Origin of the sequence: Pseudomonas tructae (genome assembly GCF_004214895.1) — a bacterium.
Classification (GTDB): domain Bacteria; phylum Pseudomonadota; class Gammaproteobacteria; order Pseudomonadales; family Pseudomonadaceae; genus Aquipseudomonas; species Aquipseudomonas tructae.
In genome coordinates, this window is the sequence record NZ_CP035952.1 from 1,809,876 (window position 1) to 1,826,534 (window position 16,659).

The window sequence follows — 16,659 nt, forward strand, 5'->3', positions numbered from 1 at the left end:
GTCCTCAGGCCGTGGCTTTCTGGGCTTTGGTTTCGCTGTTGGGCGGGCCGGCGAACTGGGTGGCAAAGCCGCCGACGCTGAGCATGTCGACTTCCAGCAGGAATGGGCCGCCCTGGCTCAGGGCGCTGTTGAGCACAGGACCGAAGTCCTTGAGGTCGCTGACCAGACCATGACGCAGGCCAATGGATTCGGCGAGCTGGGTGTAGTTCGGGGTGTGCAGCTCGACATAGGCGTGGCGGGCGCCATAGATGGCGTCCTGGATGTTGCGGATCACCCCGTAGCGCTGATCGTTCATCAGCAGGATCACCACGTTGACCTTTTCCTGCACCAGGGTCGCCAGCTCACCCAGGTTGAGGATGAAACCGCCGTCACCGGCCAGGGCGAAGACCTTGCGCTGCGGGTCGGTTTCTGCCGCTGCGACGCCAGCACCGATGCCCATGGCCAGGCCTTGGCCGATACCGCCACCCAGGGCATGCACGCCAGCCAGTGGGTGGTAGAGGTTGAGCAGGCGGTTGCCCCAGATGCTGTTGGACAAGGTCACATCACGCACCCAGGAGAAGTTGCGTCCGGTCAGCGCTTGCAACTGCTCGACCATGGCTGAGTAAGGACCCAGGTCGGTCACCAGCTGGGCGCGGGATTGCGCGCGCACTGCCTTGAGTTCATCGATGAAGCTAGGGTCGATGTTCAGGCGGCCTTGCAGGCGATCCGCCAGACCGTCGAGGGCCAGCGCCGAGTCGCCGCAGATGAACAGCTCGCTGGAATAGCTGCGGCCTTCGATGGCCGGGTTGGCGTCGATACGCAAAGTGGTGCGTGGCAGCTTCAGGGCGTACTTGAAGGTCTCGTTGCTGCGCAGCCGCGAGCCGGCCACGACCAGCGCGTCGCAGGTCTGCAGGAAACCTTCGACCAGCTTGTTCTGTGAGAAAGCACCCAGGCAACGCTCGTCGTCTTCATTGACCACGCCACGGCCCTGGGTCGAGGTGATCACGCCGACGCCCATGTCCAGCAGGCGCTTGACCTGCGCACCGGCATGGCGCGCGCCGCCGCCGAGCCAGAGCAGCGGGCGGGTGGCGCAGGCCAGGCGTTCGGCGACCAGGTCAAGGGCTTCGGGTGCCGGCACGGCGACCGCGATTGGCAGCGGCGAGAGGTCGGTCGGCATAGGGATAAAGGTCGACTGGATGTCGATCGGGATCTCGACGCTGACCGGGCCGGTGGGTGCGGTCAGGGCAGTCTGCACCGCAAGTTTCATGGTGCTCAGCGCGGTCTCGACGCTGCGCACGCGGAAGGCCGCCTTGGACACCGCCTTGAGCATGGTCAACTGGTCGCGGGCTTCATGGATGTAGGCGAAATCCTGGTCCAGGTACGGCGTTTCGATCTGCCCGGTGATGTGCACCAGTGGCGTGCCGGCCGTCAGCGCTTCGACCAACGCCCCGGCAGCATTGCCGGCCGCGGTGCCAGTGGAGGTCAAGCACACGCCCAGGCCACCGGTGGTGCGGGCATAGGCATCGGCCATGTTGGTTGCGCCGGCTTCACCCCGGGCCATGACGAAGCGGATGTTGCCGCGTACGGCGAAGGCATCGAGGATCGGCATGTTGTGGATCGAGATCACGCCGAAGGCAGCCTTGACCTCGCATTGTTCAAGGAACGCGGTGATGGCAGCGCCAACGGTGACAGTGTTTTCATTACGCATGGCGGGACAGGCCTCCAGAAACATCGATATGGCTGCCAGTGGTGTAAGCCGACAGGGGCGAAGCCAGGAACAGGATCGCTTGGGCTGCTTCTTTGGGCAGGCCCAGGCGACCCAGGGGAATGTGTTTGCGTTGCGCCAGTTGCGCGGTCCATTGCGACCAGTCGAGCTCGCGCTCTTCGCGGGCCTCGAAGCGTCGGCGCCACTGGCCGGACTCGACCAGGCCGATGAGGATGCCGTTGACCCGGATGCCCTGTTCGGCGAACTCGGTGGCCATCGAGCGCACCAGGTTTTTCAGGCCCGCCCGCGCCGCCGAGGTGGCGACCATGTGCGACTCCGGCTGGCTGGCCAGCAGCGAGTTGACGCAGACGATCGAGGCGCCGGCCTGGCTCTGCAATTGCGCCAGGAAGGCGCGTACCGGGTAGATCACCGAGAAGAATTTCAGTTGCAGCTCTTCGCTCCAGGCCTCATCAGTGGTGTCGGCGAAGGTCGAGACTCGGCCCTGGCCTGCGTTATTGATCAGCACCCTGGCCGGGCCCAGCGCGGCCAGGCTGGCAGCGGCGAAGGCCTGCACCGATTGGCTGTCGAGCACGTCGCAGACTTGGGCCAGCAAACGGGCCTGGGGAAAGCGTTCGCGCAAGCGTGCTTGGGCGCTGTCCAAGCGCTGTTGATTACGGCCACAGAAGGCCACCGCAGCACCGGCTTCGAGCAGTTGCTCGACGCAGGCCAGGCCAATCCCTGAGGAGCCGCCGGTAACGATCGCGGTGCTGCCGTGCAGTTGATAAAGGTTGCTCATCTCAATCCCTCATCAGCGCAGTGACGCGACCGTTGCCAGCGTGCGGGGTGTAGTTGAGCAGGCGCGACAGCTCGTCGGCGCTGCCACGGACATGGCCGAGCAGACCGTCGAAATTGATGTGCGCAACCTGCACCGAGGGAATGGTCACGCCCATGGCGGCAACCACTCGACCACTGTGATCGCGCACCGGGGCGGCGATGGTCGAGATCGACGACTCGAAGAAGCCTTCGCCGCTGACGTAGCCACGCTGACGGTCGCTCTGCACCAGGTCGAACAGCTCCAGCACGGTTTTTGGCGTGCACGGCGAGTGCTGTTCCAGGTGCTCCTCGGGGTACAGCTCGCGCAGCTCGGCCAGGCTCAGGTCTTCGAGCAGGATGCGCCCCAGCACCGTGGCGTGGGCCGGCAGGCGGGTGCCGACGTTGACCGCGCTGGAGAACACCGACGGCGGCGACACCTTGGCCACATAAACGATCGAGCGACCGTCGCGCACCACCAGGTTGCTCGGGTAGTTCAGGTGATCGCACAGCCGCGCCAGCAGCGGCTGGCCCAGTTCGGTCAGCTCCAGCGAAGCCAGGTACTCGAAGCCCAGGCGCAGTACCGACATGCCCAGGCGGTATTCATTGCCGCTGCGGGTGACGAAACCCATGGTTTCCAGGGTGGTCAGCAGGCGGAAGATGGTCGAGCGCGGCAGCTCCAGGCGCCGCGCCAGTTCTGGCGCGGTGAGGGTGCGGTTTTGCCGGCTGAATTCACAGAGCAGCAACAGGCCGCGCTCAAGGCCGGGGACGATGTACTTGTCCTGGTTGTCTTTCAACAGATCCGAATCATTCATAGCGCAGTACCTGTCAGAGAGGCTTCGATGGCCCGGGCAAGCAGGCTTGCCACGGCCTCGGGTTGTTCGATCGGGCTGGCGTGGCCGGCCTCGGCAATCAGCTGGAACGGTGCACCCAACGCAGCCGCCAAGGCCTGGCAGTCGGCGGGCGGGGTAATGCTGTCGGCGGCACCGCAATGGACTTCGCAAGGCACGGTGCTTGCGGCGTAGCGCAGCAGGTCGTCACCGCACAGCAGCTCGACGGCCTGGCGATAACCCCGGGGCTGCAGGCGCGCCATGTTCCATTGCACCCAGCCCAGGGCCTGGGCACTGGCCGCAGGCGAGAGCATGTGCGCGCCGCGCTGCTGGGCCATCTGGGCGATGCCCAGTTGTTCGAGGGTGTGCAGGCGTTGGCTGCGCACCTGTTGTGCCTGCTCGGCGCGCGCTGGGTCGCCATAACCACGGGCCGGGCTGATCAGCACCAGGCGGCGCAGCCGTTGCGGATGCTGGCAGGCCAATGCCGCGGCGCTGAGGGCGCCGAGGGAATGGCCGACCAGCACGCAGTCATCGATGTTCAGCGCGTCGAGCAATTGCAGCAGGCGCCGGGCATAGTCAGGGGCTTGCGGTGCAGGCGTGGCCAGCGGGCTTGAGTCGCCATAGCCCGGTGCATCCCAGGCGATCACCCGGGCGTGCGGGCTCAATTGCAACGCCACCTGCAGCCAGGACGCGGCGCCCGAGCCGATGCCGTGCAGCAGCACGATGGCAGGCCCGTGCCCGGCTTCGCGGATCGCCTGGGCGCCGTCGGCCAGTTGCACCAGGCGCTGGGTAAAGCGCTGTTGCAACTGGGCCTTGAGGCTTGCGAGCGAGTGGTCGGTGGCGTGCGACATGGGCTTAACCGCGCTTGATCGAGGCCAGCGGGTGCGCTGGCGGATAGGTCGGGGTGACCGGCTTTTTCGCACCGAGCATCACGCACATCAGCGCGTCTTCATCGCCGATGTTGATCTCCTCGCGGTACACGCCCGGCGGTACCGAAATCAGGTCGCGGTCGGTGAGCACGGTTTCGAAACGCTCGCCGTCCTTTTCGATGATCACCTTGAGCTTGCCGCGCAGCACGAAGAACACTTCCTCGACGTCGGTATGAATGTGCGGCGGGCCTTCATGACCGGCGGGGATGACCATGGTCGAGAAGGTGAAGTTCTCCGAGGCGATGGTGTTCATGTCGCTGTTGACCCCGGTGCCACCGGTGCCGACGTAGCGCATTTGCGCGCGGCGGAACTTGGGGTCGTAGTCGGCCTGGAACTTCAGCGCGTCCCAGTCGTACTTGCGGGTTTCATAGCGGGCGATGCGGGTCTGCATCCAGCCGGCCAGGTCCGAGCCTGCGGGTTGTTCCCAGGTCTTTGGTGTGTCGTTTTGTACGGATAGGTCAGTCATGGGTCTCTCTCCTGATCAAGGCATGACGAACCCGCCGTTGACCGGCAGGGTTTGTCCAGTGATGAAACGCGACAGGTCGGACAGGGCGAACAGCACGGCGCCACTGACGTCCTCGGGCAGTTGCGGGCGCTGAATCGCCCGTTGTTCGGTGTACAGGCGATGGCGCGCCTCGGGCACATAGGCGGTGGCTTCGACCAGCACCAGGCCGGGGGCGATGGCATTGACGGTGATGTTGTCAGTGCCCAGTTCGCGGGCCAGGCTGCGGGTCATGGCGATGATCGCGCCCTTGCTGGCGACGTAGGCCAGCAGGTTCGGCGCGCCCCACAGCGGTGTGTCGGAGGCCAGGTTGATTACCGCGCCCTTGCCGCTGGCGCGCAGGGCCGGCAGGCAGGCGCGGGTCATCAGCCAGGTGCCACGGACGTTGACCTGCATGACCTGGTCCCAGGTGTCGATGTCCAGTTGCTCGCAGGTCTTGCCGCCGGAGTTGGTGATCGAGGCGTTGTTGACCAGGCCATCGAGGCCGCCCAGTTCAGCGGTGGCCGCGGCGACGCAGGCCGTGATCGAATCGGGGTTGCCGAGGTCGAGGGTCACGCCGCTCACCTGCAGGCCTTGTTCGCGCAGCTCGTAGGCTGCCTGCTGGACGCGCTCGGCGAGGATGTCGGCGATCACCACCCGGGCACCAGCCTGGCCAATGGCCTGGGCGAAGGCATAGCCCAGGCCGCGGGCGCCACCGGTGACCAGCACGCGGCGGCCTTCGAGCATGGCGTTGAATGGGTTCATCATTGAGTACTCAGCATGGCTTTGGGCAGGTAGTGCAGAACGCGTTTCTCGGCCCAGACCACTGCGCCGTAGGCCAGCACGCCGATCAAGGTGAGCATGACGATGGCGACGAAGACCCCGGCGGTGTTGCCCTGGCCTTCCGCGTCGACCAAGAGGAAGCCCAGGCCCTGGTTGCCGCCGACCAGCTCGCCAACGGTGACCCCGATCACCGCCAGGGTCGAGGCGATGCGCAGGCCGGAGAACAGTGCGGCCATGGCCGAGGGGAACTCCACCAGGCGAAAGATCTGCCAGCGGCTGGCGTTCATGGTGCGCACCAGGTTGATCATGTCCGGGTCCACGGTACGGATCGCCGAGAGCACGTTGATCATCACCGGGAAGAACACGATGAGGATGGCGATGAGGATCTTCGGGTAGATGGTGTAGCCCAGCCACATCACGAACAGCGGTGCGAAGGCGACTTTCGGGGCGATCTGCAGGGCCAGGATGTACGGCGAGAGCATGGCTTCGGCCGACGGCGACAGGCCCAGCGACACCCCGATGGCCACCCCCAGCAGGGCGCCGAGGCCAAAGCCGACGATGATCTCGAAGGCGGTGATCAGGGTGTGCTGCAGCAGGCCGCTGGACTGCCACATGACCACGCTTTCCTGGGCCACACGGCTCAGTGGCGGCATGACGAATTCGGGCATGCCGAGCAGGCCAGGGCCCCACTGCCAGAGCAGCAGGAACAGGATCAGCAGGGCGATGCTGCCGAGCACGGAGGTGTTTAGGTTTCTCATCGGGCTTATACCTTGTTATGCATCCAGGCTTATTGCGCGGCCGTGGTGGTTTCGATGAACTGGTTGCTGTAGAGCTCGTCGAGCTTGGGTTCCTTGGCGACGATGCCTTCGCTGACGTAGAACGTGCGCACTGCGTCCAGGCGTGCCGGGTCGATGCGCCCGAGTACGGTCTGGTTGGCGTAGACGTGCTCGACGTACAGGCGCAAGGTTTTTTCCAGCGCCGCTTCCTTGCCGGCATAAGCCGGGACGGCCTTGGCGAAGGTGGCGGCCGCGGCTTTCGGGTCTTCGATGATGTCGCGCATGCCTTCAAGGGTGGCCTGGACCACACCGCCGACCACCAGCGGCTGGTTCTGGATCGCCTCGTCCGAGGCGAGGATCGCCTGGGCCATGCTCTCGAAGATCTCGTTTTGTGGAATCAGGCTGATCTTCAAGCCGGCCTCTTCGGCATTCACTACCCAGTCCGGCACCCCGGCCATGGCCTGGGCCTTGCTGGCCGAGAACAGCTGCCACACGCCCGACGGGCCGGCGGCCTGGATATCGACATCGGTCTTGCTCAGGCCGGCTTTGCGCAGCGAGGCGAGCAGGGCGTAGTAGGTGGTGTCGGAGTAGGACATCACGGTCAGGGTCTTGCCCTTGAGGTCCTTGATTGACCGGATGTTCTCGCCGGCATTGGTGGCGATCATGGTCACGCCACCGGCGCCGAGCACCGCCACCGCCCGCACCGGAATGCCGTTGGCGCGGACCACGATCGGGGTGTCGCCGATGGCGCCGCCGAGCATGGCGTTGCCGGCGCCGATCTGCTTGGCGACATCGACCCCGCCCTTGGCGGCGATGAAGGTCAGGTCCAGGTCCCTGGCACGGTAGTAGCCCTTTTCCTTGGCGATGATCCACGGCGCGAAGGCCGGCGAGTTGGGCGGCGCGGGCAGCAGGTAGGTGACCTTGGTCGGCGCTGCCTGGGCAGTGAGCGCCAGGCCGAGGCCCAGGGCGATGACTGAAGTCTGTGCCAGGCGTTGCAGGGACTTGCACATGCGTACTCCTGAATCGGTGGATGGGCCGGAGGCCGTTGATCAATGCAGTTCGGTGTCTTCGCCGACTTTCAGCAGTTCCATCAGGCGCCCGGCCAGCGGGCCGATTTCCGGCAGCTTGCGGCGCTCCAGCGGGTTATCACGGAACGGCAGGTCGACAGTGATTTCTTCGATGATGGTGCCCGGGCGGGCGCTCATGACCAGCAGTCGGTCGGACATGGCAATCGCCTCGACCAGGTCATGGGTGATGAACAGCGCGGTTTTTTTCTCTTCGAACAGCATCCGCGCCAGGTCCTGTTGCAGGATCATCTTGGTTTGCGCATCGAGGGCCGAGAACGGCTCGTCGAGGAACAGTACCTGCGGGTCGATGGCCAGGGTGCGGGCCAGGGCGGCGCGCTGGCGCATACCGCCCGACAACTGGAACGGGTAGTGGTCGGCAAAGCCTTGCAGGTGGCAGCGCTTGAGCAGATCTTCGGCAATCGGCTGGCGCTGGGCGGCGGGCATGCCCTGGATCTCCAGGCCCAGCTCGACGTTGCGACGGATGCTGCGCCAGGGCATCAGCAGGTCCTTTTGCAACATGAAGGCCACTTTGCGCACCGGCCCGACCACCGCCTCGCCGCCGACGAAGACTTCGCCTTCGCTGGGGCGGTACAGGCCGGAGCCCATGTTGAGGATGGTGCTTTTACCGCAACCGGACGGGCCGATGATTGACACCACTTCGCCGCGGCGGATCTTGAAGTTCACCTCGCGAATGGCGAAGGGCGCCTCGGCTTTGCCCTTGGCCGGGAAACATTTACCGACATTACGAAATTCGATTTCGGTCGGCTCCAGGTCTTCCTTGGAGTGCGGCGTATTCCATTGAGAGGGGATTGCGTACATCTCTTTCACAGCCATTGGGGAAGCTCTCTGGTCTGTTTTATAGGTGATACGCCGTTTAGTGCATGAACAATGCCAGTTGTGTGGTAGCCCTGTATTATTTAAAAAATTCTTATTTATTAGTTACTTATAGGATTTAGGTAAAAACCGCGTTGTTTTATATATGAAACAAAGTTTTCTATATGGCACGAAATTGCACAACAACTGCGCGTGGCAATTGTTGATGCAAGGTAAAGGGGCTTTTATCGGTAACGGAAGTGAAGGGCTGGTTTCATGGGTGAAACCAGAAAGCATCGCGGGGCTGTGGGAGCGAGCTTGCCCCGCGATCAGGCACGAGCAGGCTTGAGCACCAGCCACAACGCCACGGCAATCAGCAGCCCGCCATACAGGTGCGCCATCGACAGCGGCTCGTCCAGCAGCCAGGCACCCCACAGCACACCAAAGGCCGGGATCATGAAGGTGACGGTGCTGGATTTGACCGGGCCGATCTCGCTGATCAGGCGGAAGTACAGGATGTAGGCGAAGGCAGTACATACCAGCCCCAACCCCAGCAGCGACGCCCATACCTGCCAGCCACCCCAGCTTGCTGGCGGCTGGGTCAGCACGCTGTAGCTGAACAACGGCAACAGCAGCAAGGTTGCACCCAGCATGCTGCCCAGGGCCGACAGCCGGCTGTCGAGGCCGCCTTGCTGGTCGAGCCAGCGCCGCGCCAGAAAGCCGGCCAGGCCGTAGCAGGCAGTTGCCGCCAGGCACGACAGGGCGCCCTGCATGAGCTTGGCATCAAACGCCACTGGGCCGGCGCCACTGAGAATGCCGACACCGAACAAACCGAGAAAGATGCCGCTGAGCTTGGCCGGGGTCATCGGCTCGCGAAAGCACAGTGCACCGATCAGCACGCCCATCAATGGCGTGGTGGCATTGAAGATTGCCGAGTAGCCGGCCGGCAATACCTGGGCTGCCACTGAATACAGGGTGGCCGGGATCCCCGAGTTGATCATGCCCAGCACCAGGCAGGCCTTGAGCTTGCCGTTGAAGTCCCAGCTCACCCGTAGCAGGGCGAGTATTACCAACAGGCCGAGGCAGGCAATGGAGACGCGAAAGAACGCCGTGGGCAGGGTGCCAAGTACCGGCGCAATGATGCGCATGAACAGAAAACTCGCCCCCCAGACAGCAGCAAGAATCAACAGGCGGGAAATGGCGATGGGGCTCATGGGCTCTCCGGGTCCTTTGGGGCAGGGCGCGAGTTTACGTTACAAACCAGGCTGGGCTCTCTCCCTTTCTTGCGCTCGAATTCGCAGCGAAGCGAGTTTGGCCGATACAGCCGCGCCAACAGGCTTTCCCTGCCCGTGGCGACTGGCTAAGCTCAGGCTTTGACATTCCCGCAGAGGTCTGACGTATGCCCCAGCAATGGCCGGCCGCCGATATCGCCCGGATGATCCTCGATGGCTTCGACGATTACCGCGAGCATTTCCGGCAGATCACCGACGGTGCCCGCGAGCGTTTCGAGCAGGCCCAGTGGCAACAGACCCAGAGCGCTTCGGCGGCGCGCATCAACCTGTATGAGGAAAAAGTCAGCGAGGTCAGCGGCTGGCTGCATCAGGGCTTCGATGACCAGGTGCTGCTCGATGTGTCGTTGTGGCCACTGGTCAAGAGTGCCTATATAGGCCTGATTGACCCGCGCCTGGACGATGAACTGTCAGAAACCTGGTACAACTCGATCTTCTGCAGCCTGTTCAGCCATGACCTGATCAGCGACGGCAGCATGTTCATCCATACCACCCGGCCTTCGTTGCGCAGCCATGAGCGGGCCGCGCAGACCCGCACCTACCGGCCAGAGAGCAGCCTCGGTGGGTTGCTGGCGCAGGTCTTTGCCGACTATCGCTTCGATGTGCCCTATGCGGACCTTGCCGGTGACCTGGCGCGCCTTGAAGGGCAATTGCGTGAAAACCTGCCGGACTGGGTGTGCAAGGACCCGGCCCTGGCTGTGGAACTGTTTTCGTCGGTGCTGTACCGCAACAAGGGCGCCTACCTGGTCGGGCGCCTGTACACCCAGGACGAGCAATGGCCGCTGGTGATCCCGCTGCTGCACCGCGAAGGCCATGGCATCGAGATCGATGTGCTGATCACTGACGAAGCCGAGGTGTCGATCATCTTCTCCTTCACCCGTTCCTATTTCATGGTCGACGTGCCGGTACCGGCCGAGTTCGTCGGCTTTCTCAAACGCATCCTGCCGGGTAAGCATATTGCCGAGTTGTACACCTCGATCGGTTTCTACAAGCACGGCAAGTCGGAGTTCTATCGGGCGCTGATCAACCACCTGGCGGGTACCGATGACCGTTTCATCATGGCCCCGGGCGTGCGTGGCATGGTCATGAGCGTGTTCACCCTGCCGGGCTTCAACACCGTGTTCAAGATCATCAAGGACCGCTTCTCGCCATCGAAGAACGTCGACCGCGCCACGGTGATCGAAAAGTACCGGCTGGTAAAAAGCGTCGACCGCGTCGGGCGCATGGCCGATACCCAGGAGTTCTCCGATTTCCGCTTCCCCTTGAGCAAGTTCGAGCCCGAGTGCCTGGCCGAGCTGCTGGAGGTGGCGCCGTCCACGGTCGAAGTGCACGGCGACACCGTGCTGATTCGCCACTGCTGGACCGAGCGGCGCATGACCCCGCTCAACCTTTACCTGGAAAACGCCAATGACGCCCAGGTGCGCGAAGCCCTGGAAGATTACGGCTTGGCGATCAAGCAGTTGGCAGCGGCGAATATTTTCCCGGGTGACATGCTGTTGAAGAACTTCGGTGTTACCCGTCACGGGCGGGTGGTGTTCTACGATTACGACGAGATCTGTTTTCTTACGGAAGTCAATTTCCGCTACATCCCGCCACCGCGCACGCCGGAGGATGAAATGGCCTCCGAGCCCTGGTACTCGATCGGGCCGCTGGATGTATTCCCTGAAGAGTTCCCGCCGTTCCTGTTTGCCGATAGCGGCCAGCGTCGGCTGTTCAACCAGTTGCATGGCGAGCTGTACGATGCCGACTACTGGAAAAGTCTGCAGACGGCGATTCGTGGCGGCAAGGTGATCGATGTGTTCCCGTACCGGCGCAAGTGCCGGGAGAGCTGAAACAGAAAGGGCTTGCAGCGAATCTTGTGGGAGCAACTGTCTTGCACAGCTTTTTAGAAGCTGGCGAGATCCGTGTGGGAGCGGGCTTGCCCCGCGATTCGTGCGCGAAGCGGTCGTAATCCAGGCTCCGCCTGCAGTGCTGGCTGCACTGGCTTCATCGCGGGGCAAGCCCGCTCCCACAGGAGGGATGAGGTGATTCAGGGGTTCAACCCTTCAAACACTTCAACTCACTGAAACTCTGCCGCACCTGCCCAAGTTTGCGTTCCAGGTGCTGGCGTTGCAGCTCGCTGCTCTGCGCCATCACGTCCACCAGCAGCCGCCGTGCCTCTTGCTCGGTACGCTGGAAGGCGATGCGGTATTCCGGGGTCCACAGGCTTTCGCGCTTTTTCAGAAGAATGTCCAGGCGTGGCTCGAAGCTGTCGCTGTGACGCTGGTCCATGGCCGCACTGAATTGCGCCTGCCAATGGGCACGGTTGGCAATCCATTGGCGATTCTGTTCGCCCAGGCCTTGGGACCAGGTCATGACCCGCAACTTCTGTTGCGGGCTGAGTTCACCCAGCCAGGTGCTCAGGCGCTGTTCCATGCGCTCGGCACGCCGTTCGATCTGCCGCGACAGGGGGGTGTCGACGTACTTGGCCTGACGTTCACGGATGTCGTCGGCAAAGGCCTGGCGCATTTCCCGCACCTGCTCATCATCCATGCTGCGCAACAGTTCGGCAGCCGAGGGGGTGATCTGCTCGGCGACCTTGGCAATCGCTTGGCGGGCCTGCTCGGTGCGTAGTTGCAACTGCTGGTCGGTCACGCTGTTGCTGGCGACCATCGCCTGGATTTCGTCGATCCAGGTCAGGTAAGCCGGCAACTGTGTACGGCAATGCCAGGCCAGTTGCTGCTTGAGCCGTTCATTGAGCCAGGTTTTCTGCTGGCGGTTCATGCTCAGGTAGTCGTTCAATGACCAGGGCACCAGCATGTCGAGGTTGCGGTAGGCCAGGTCGATACGGTTGCAGGCGATCACCAGCAAGGCCGATATCACCAGCAACACAACGGTGCGCAGGTACTTGGACAGGCAGGCGTACATGAGCGAATCCTTGCGAAGGCTTGCTTGTCTTTATAGAACAGGGCAAAGCTGTGCGGTTCATTTTGCTGACAGGCCGTCATCGGCAACCGGGCGCAATCGCCACTTGAGGTGTAGAATGCCCCGCTCGCAACGAGGATTTTTCGGAAATGGCTTTAGTTGGGCGTTACAACACTTTGCAAGTGGTCAAGCACACGGACTTCGGTCTGTACCTGGACGGCGGGGCGGACGGCGAAATTCTGCTGCCGAACCGTTACATCCCCAAGGACACGCCCACCGAGGTCGAAGACTGGCTGAACGTCTTTGTCTACCTCGACAGCGAAGACAAGCTGATCGCCACCACGGAAAAGACCAAGTTGCAGGTCGGCGAATTCGCCAGCCTCAAGGTCAAAGAGATCAACAGCATCGGCATTTTCCTCGATTGGGGCCTGCCCAAGGACCTGCTGATGCCGTACTCCGAAGAAAAACGCCAGATGAAGGCCGGCGAGTACTGCGTGGTGCACGCTTATCTCGATAAGCGCACCCGCCGCATCACCGCCACTGCGCGCCTGGACCGGTACCTGGACAAGCTGCCAGCGACCTACGCGGTTGGCCAGGAAGTCGACTTGCTGGTAGTCGAAGAAACCCCGATGGGCTTCAAGGCGATCATCAATAACAAGCACTGGGGCCTGATCCACAAGAACGAAGTGTTCAAGTTCCTGCGTTCGGGCAAGCAGGAGAAGGGCTACATCAAGGAGCTGCGCAGCGACGGCAAGATTGCCCTGAGCCTGCAGCCCATTGGCCAGGACCTGGCCAACAGCCTGCACGACAAGATCCTCGCCAAGCTCAAGGACGCCAACGGCGTATTGCCGGTCAGCGACAAGAGCGACCCGCAGTTGATCAGCGACCTGTTCGGGGTCAGCAAGGGCAACTTCAAGAAGGCCATCGGTGCCTTGTACAAGGATGGCCGCATCGTCATCCACGCCGACCGCATCGAACTGGCCTGATCAGACCTGCTTGAAGCCTGCGAATTTCAGGTTTTCACCGCCTGGGCGCAGGTCTTCGAGCAGCGAGTCGCGATCGGCGCTCAGCGCCAGGCTGAAGGTCGAGCGACGCTTGCCGGGTTTGCGCAATTCCATTTTTTCCTGATGGGCCTTGAGGAAATTCACCGGCACCTTCAAGTGCTGCAGCTCATCGGTCTCTGGGGTGTGCAGCAGCAGGTTGACCCAGTCGGCCGTGCCTTTGCGCAATACCAGCTTCACCGGTACATCAAACCACCACAGGCTGCGCTTGGTGTCGAGCACGGCAAACAGGGTGTTGTCGCTGGTGAGCACCGCTCTTTCCAGTTCCTGGTTGCGGCGGGCAATGGCGGTGGGTTTGTCGAGTTTCATGCAGGTTCCTACGGGTGACGCTTGAAAGGTCGCTTATTGTGCTGGGATTGGCATGAAACATAAAGCCGCCGTCGCGCGTGCTGACTACGATGGAACTTTTCGTCGGGTTTGATATCAATTTGATGGCGCGCAAATGCGCCGTCCCTTCGAAATGTTCGAACAGCGCCGGGCTGCTCCCGGCAACTCAAGGAAGACCGTCGATGAGAGTTGTGATTGCCCTGCTGTTGATGCTCAGTGGCTACGCCTATGCAGGGTGCGGCAGTATCGGTGACGCTGACCAGCGTGCTTACTGTTATGCCCGCGAAGGGGGCTCGTGTGGGAGTATCAATAACCGCGATTTGCGTGCCGCCTGTGATGCTGAAACCCAGGGCGGCAGCTGTGGATCCATCGCTGATCGCGATCAGCGCGCCTACTGCGATGCCAAGAAAGGCGGCAGTTGCGGGAGTATCGGCAATCGGGACTTGCGTGCCGCCTGTGATGCAGAAACCCAGGGCGGCAGCTGTGGCTCCATTGGTGACCGTGACCAGCGTGCCTACTGTGATGCCATGAAAGGCGGCAGTTGCGGCAGCATCGATGACCGCGACCTGCGTGCCCAGTGTGATGCCATGAAACACTGATCCCGCTGTTTCGCCACCCGGAAAATAATTGAAACTCTCCTGACAGGCCACGGGTCCACAGACTGTCGACGCTGACAGCGTGTTACTTCCCCTTCAGGAGAATTCCCATGAGTGGCACTAAAGATAAAGTCAAAGGCATGGCCAACGAGGCCGTTGGCAACATCAAGCAAGGTGTTGGCAAGGTTACCGACAATGACCGGCTGCGCGCCGAAGGCGAGCTGCAGGAGCGCAAAGGCGAAGCCCAGCAGGTGGTCGGCAAGGTCAAGGATGCCGTGAAGAAGCCTTGAGCTCTGTGCGCGCGCTCAGAACGACGGCCATCCCAGGATGGCCGTTGTGCTATCTGCGCCAATCAATCGCAACTGTGAGGCGATCGTCGTTTAGACTTCAGCTCAGAACCTGTCCGACAAGTGTTTGAGGAGCCCCGCCATGACCCTCGAGCAGCGAAAGGAGACGCCATGATTTTCCCCGACCTGCGCGGCTTGCCGTTGCACCGCGTGCTGGTGCGCACCGTGAAGGAATTTCTCGATGACGAGATGTCCACTTATGCCTCGGCACTGGCCTACCAGATGCTGTTTTCGCTATTTCCCTTCCTGCTGTTCCTGATTGCCCTGATCGGTTTTCTGCACTTGCCGGACTTCTTCTCCTGGCTGCGCCTGCAGTCCGAGCTGGTCCTGCCCCCCCAGGCGCTGGAGCAGGTCAACCCGGTGATCGACCAATTGCAGCAATCCAAGGGCGGGCTGCTTTCGGTGGGTATCGTCATCGCCCTGTGGACCGCGTCTGCCGGCGTGCGGTTGATGATGAGCGCGATGAATGCGGCCTATGACGTGGTTGAAGGGCGCCCGCCGTGGAAGCGCATTCCGCTGTCGGTCATCTATACCGTCGGCATCGCCGGCATGCTCCTGGCTGCAGCGGCGCTGATGGTACTGGGGCCGCAGGTCATGGAGTGGATTGCCTCGCAAATCGGCATGCAGGAGTTCATCGTCACCCTGTGGACGGTGCTGCGCTGGCCGGCGATCATCATCCTGATGATGGTCGCGGTGGCGCTGATCTACTACGTCATGCCCGATGTGAAGCAGAAGTTTCGCTTCATCACCCCGGGTTCGGTGCTGGCAGTGGTGGTGTGGATCATTGCGTCGCTGGGCTTTGGTTACTACGTCAAGACCTTCGCTGACTACAACGCGATGTACGGCAGTATCGGCGCGATCATTGTCCTGCTGCTGTATTTTTACATTTCCGCTGCCGTGTTGCTGTTGGGCGCGGAGATGAATGCGGTGATCGAGCACATGTCCGAGGAAGGCAAGAACCCCGGTGAAAAAGACTTTGCGGGTGAGGGCCAGGGGCATGATAAAAAGCATGTTTCCGGGCTTGGCCGTGATCATTCGCTCGATCATGAGACCACGCCTGCCAGCGAACCCCTGAGTCGAAGCCAGCATGATTCATGACATTCTGAAAATGGGCGATGAGCGTTTACTGCGCATTGCCCCGCCCGTGCCGGCGCACATGATCGGCAGCGCCGAGCTTGAGCGGCTGATTGCCGACATGTTCGAAACCATGGCGCATGTCGGCGGTGTTGGCCTGGCAGCGCCGCAGATCGGCATCGACCTGCAACTGGTGATCTTTGGCTTTGAGCGCAGTGAGCGTTATCCGGATGCCGAGGCGGTGCCGCGCACCATTCTGCTCAATCCGCTGATCACGCCGTTGGGTAGCGAGGTCGAGGACGGTTGGGAAGGCTGCCTTTCGGTGCCGGGGCTGCGCGGTGTGGTGCCGCGCTTCCAGCGGATTCGCTACGAAGGCATCGATCCCCAGGGGCAGCCGATAATGCGCAATGCCGAGGGCTTTCATGCGCGGGTGGTGCAGCATGAGTGCGACCACCTGATCGGCCGCCTGTACCCCTCGCGTATCCACGACTTCAGCCGCTTTGGTTATACCGAAGTGCTGTTTCCCGGGCTGGACTCGGCCAGCGACGACTGAACCCGCACCATCGCCAGCAGTGGCTTGCTGCGTTGATAGCGGGCCAGGCGCTCGGCCAGCGGTGCGGGCAGGGCGTCGGTGCTGCTGAACCCCTGCCGGGCATAGAAATTCGCCAGTTGCGGATGGCAGAACAGCCAGACGCTCCCGTGCAATTCATCCAGCGCCGCCGCGATCAGTTGCCGGGCGACCTGTTGGCCGCGCCAGAGGGGCGCGACGAACAGCCCGGTCAGCCAGTGGCCGCCTGGCACTTCACTCAGGCACAAGGCGGCGACGATTTCGTCGGCCCTGGCGACCCAAAGCTGGCCCTGAGCGGCTGCGCGCATGGGCGAACCCTG

19 protein-coding genes are annotated in these 16,659 nt (G+C 62.5%); 6 read left to right on the forward strand and 13 right to left on the reverse strand.

Features of this window, described 5'->3' with window-relative positions:
- Positions 1-4 precede the first annotated feature (4 nt).
- From EXN22_RS08375 to EXN22_RS08420, 10 genes are all read right to left on the reverse strand, one after another.
- Positions 5-1,687 carry a thiamine pyrophosphate-binding protein gene (locus tag EXN22_RS08375; RefSeq protein WP_130263617.1) on the reverse strand — a complete coding sequence of 561 codons (1,683 nt, stop codon included), beginning with the start codon at positions 1,685-1,687 and terminating at the stop codon, positions 5-7.
- Positions 1,680-2,480 carry an SDR family oxidoreductase gene (locus EXN22_RS08380; RefSeq protein WP_130263618.1) on the reverse strand — a complete coding sequence of 267 codons (801 nt, stop codon included), beginning with the start codon at positions 2,478-2,480 and terminating at the stop codon, positions 1,680-1,682. The genes EXN22_RS08375 and EXN22_RS08380 overlap by 8 nt, the downstream gene beginning before the upstream one ends.
- Position 2,481: 1 nt before the next feature.
- Positions 2,482-3,309, reverse strand: a complete 828-nt coding sequence (locus tag EXN22_RS08385) for an IclR family transcriptional regulator (RefSeq protein WP_130263619.1) — start codon at positions 3,307-3,309, stop codon at positions 2,482-2,484.
- The gene (locus EXN22_RS08390) at positions 3,306-4,175 is read right to left on the reverse strand and encodes an alpha/beta fold hydrolase (protein WP_130263620.1); all 870 of its coding nucleotides are present in this window, start codon (positions 4,173-4,175) and stop codon (positions 3,306-3,308) included. The genes EXN22_RS08385 and EXN22_RS08390 overlap by 4 nt, the downstream gene beginning before the upstream one ends.
- 4 nt (positions 4,176-4,179) lie before the next feature.
- Positions 4,180-4,719, reverse strand: coding sequence for a cupin domain-containing protein (locus EXN22_RS08395; protein WP_130263621.1), 540 nt, complete (start codon positions 4,717-4,719; stop codon positions 4,180-4,182).
- A gap of 15 nt (positions 4,720-4,734) precedes the next feature.
- Entirely contained in the window at positions 4,735-5,499 is a 765-nt protein-coding gene (locus tag EXN22_RS08400) for an SDR family oxidoreductase (protein WP_130266779.1), read from the reverse strand.
- A complete protein-coding gene (locus EXN22_RS08405; RefSeq protein ID WP_130263622.1) occupies positions 5,499-6,275 on the reverse strand; it encodes an ABC transporter permease in 777 nt (258 codons plus the stop codon). The genes EXN22_RS08400 and EXN22_RS08405 overlap by 1 nt, the downstream gene beginning before the upstream one ends.
- A 29-nt stretch (positions 6,276-6,304) precedes the next feature.
- Positions 6,305-7,303, reverse strand: a complete 999-nt coding sequence (locus tag EXN22_RS08410; protein ID WP_130263623.1) for an ABC transporter substrate-binding protein — start codon at positions 7,301-7,303, stop codon at positions 6,305-6,307.
- A gap of 39 nt (positions 7,304-7,342) precedes the next feature.
- Positions 7,343-8,179: an ABC transporter ATP-binding protein gene (locus tag EXN22_RS08415; protein WP_233281722.1), complete on the reverse strand. Its 837-nt coding sequence runs from the start codon at positions 8,177-8,179 to the stop codon at positions 7,343-7,345.
- A gap of 323 nt (positions 8,180-8,502) precedes the next feature.
- On the reverse strand, positions 8,503-9,387 hold the full coding sequence (locus EXN22_RS08420) for a DMT family transporter (protein WP_130263625.1): 885 nt from the start codon (positions 9,385-9,387) through the stop codon (positions 8,503-8,505).
- A 185-nt stretch (positions 9,388-9,572) separates the two neighbouring features.
- Between EXN22_RS08420 and aceK the strand changes: the two genes are divergently transcribed.
- Complete coding sequence (gene aceK, locus EXN22_RS08425) at positions 9,573-11,294, forward strand: bifunctional isocitrate dehydrogenase kinase/phosphatase (RefSeq protein WP_130263626.1); 1,722 nt, start codon at positions 9,573-9,575, stop codon at positions 11,292-11,294.
- Positions 11,295-11,499: 205 nt separating this feature from the next.
- Here aceK and EXN22_RS08430 read toward each other — a convergent pair whose 3' ends face one another.
- Entirely contained in the window at positions 11,500-12,369 is an 870-nt protein-coding gene (locus EXN22_RS08430; RefSeq protein WP_130263627.1) for a DUF6279 family lipoprotein, read from the reverse strand.
- A 146-nt stretch (positions 12,370-12,515) separates the two neighbouring features.
- Between EXN22_RS08430 and EXN22_RS08435 the strand changes: the two genes are divergently transcribed.
- On the forward strand, positions 12,516-13,352 hold the full coding sequence (locus EXN22_RS08435) for a CvfB family protein (RefSeq protein ID WP_130263628.1): 837 nt from the start codon (positions 12,516-12,518) through the stop codon (positions 13,350-13,352).
- Here EXN22_RS08435 and EXN22_RS08440 read toward each other — a convergent pair whose 3' ends face one another.
- The gene (locus EXN22_RS08440; protein ID WP_130263629.1) at positions 13,353-13,736 is read right to left on the reverse strand and encodes a hypothetical protein; all 384 of its coding nucleotides are present in this window, start codon (positions 13,734-13,736) and stop codon (positions 13,353-13,355) included.
- A gap of 200 nt (positions 13,737-13,936) precedes the next feature.
- On the opposite strand from EXN22_RS08440, the gene EXN22_RS08445 reads away from it, so the two are divergent.
- The 4 genes from EXN22_RS08445 (at position 13,937) to def (ending at position 16,324) form a co-directional block, all read left to right on the forward strand.
- Entirely contained in the window at positions 13,937-14,353 is a 417-nt protein-coding gene (locus tag EXN22_RS08445) for a hypothetical protein (protein ID WP_130263630.1), read from the forward strand.
- Positions 14,354-14,460: 107 nt separating this feature from the next.
- Positions 14,461-14,640: a CsbD family protein gene (locus EXN22_RS08450; RefSeq protein WP_045193435.1), complete on the forward strand. Its 180-nt coding sequence runs from the start codon at positions 14,461-14,463 to the stop codon at positions 14,638-14,640.
- Between the two features lie 168 nt (positions 14,641-14,808).
- Positions 14,809-15,795 (forward strand): YihY/virulence factor BrkB family protein, encoded by a 987-nt coding sequence (locus EXN22_RS08455; protein WP_130263631.1) that lies wholly within the window; start codon positions 14,809-14,811, stop codon positions 15,793-15,795.
- Positions 15,785-16,324: a peptide deformylase gene (def, locus tag EXN22_RS08460; protein WP_130263632.1), complete on the forward strand. Its 540-nt coding sequence runs from the start codon at positions 15,785-15,787 to the stop codon at positions 16,322-16,324. Before EXN22_RS08455 ends, def begins: the two co-directional genes overlap by 11 nt.
- Here def and EXN22_RS08465 read toward each other — a convergent pair.
- Positions 16,276-16,647, reverse strand: a complete 372-nt coding sequence (locus tag EXN22_RS08465) for a GNAT family N-acetyltransferase (protein ID WP_130263633.1) — start codon at positions 16,645-16,647, stop codon at positions 16,276-16,278. The genes def and EXN22_RS08465 overlap by 49 nt on opposite strands.
- Positions 16,648-16,659: the final 12 nt, after the last annotated feature.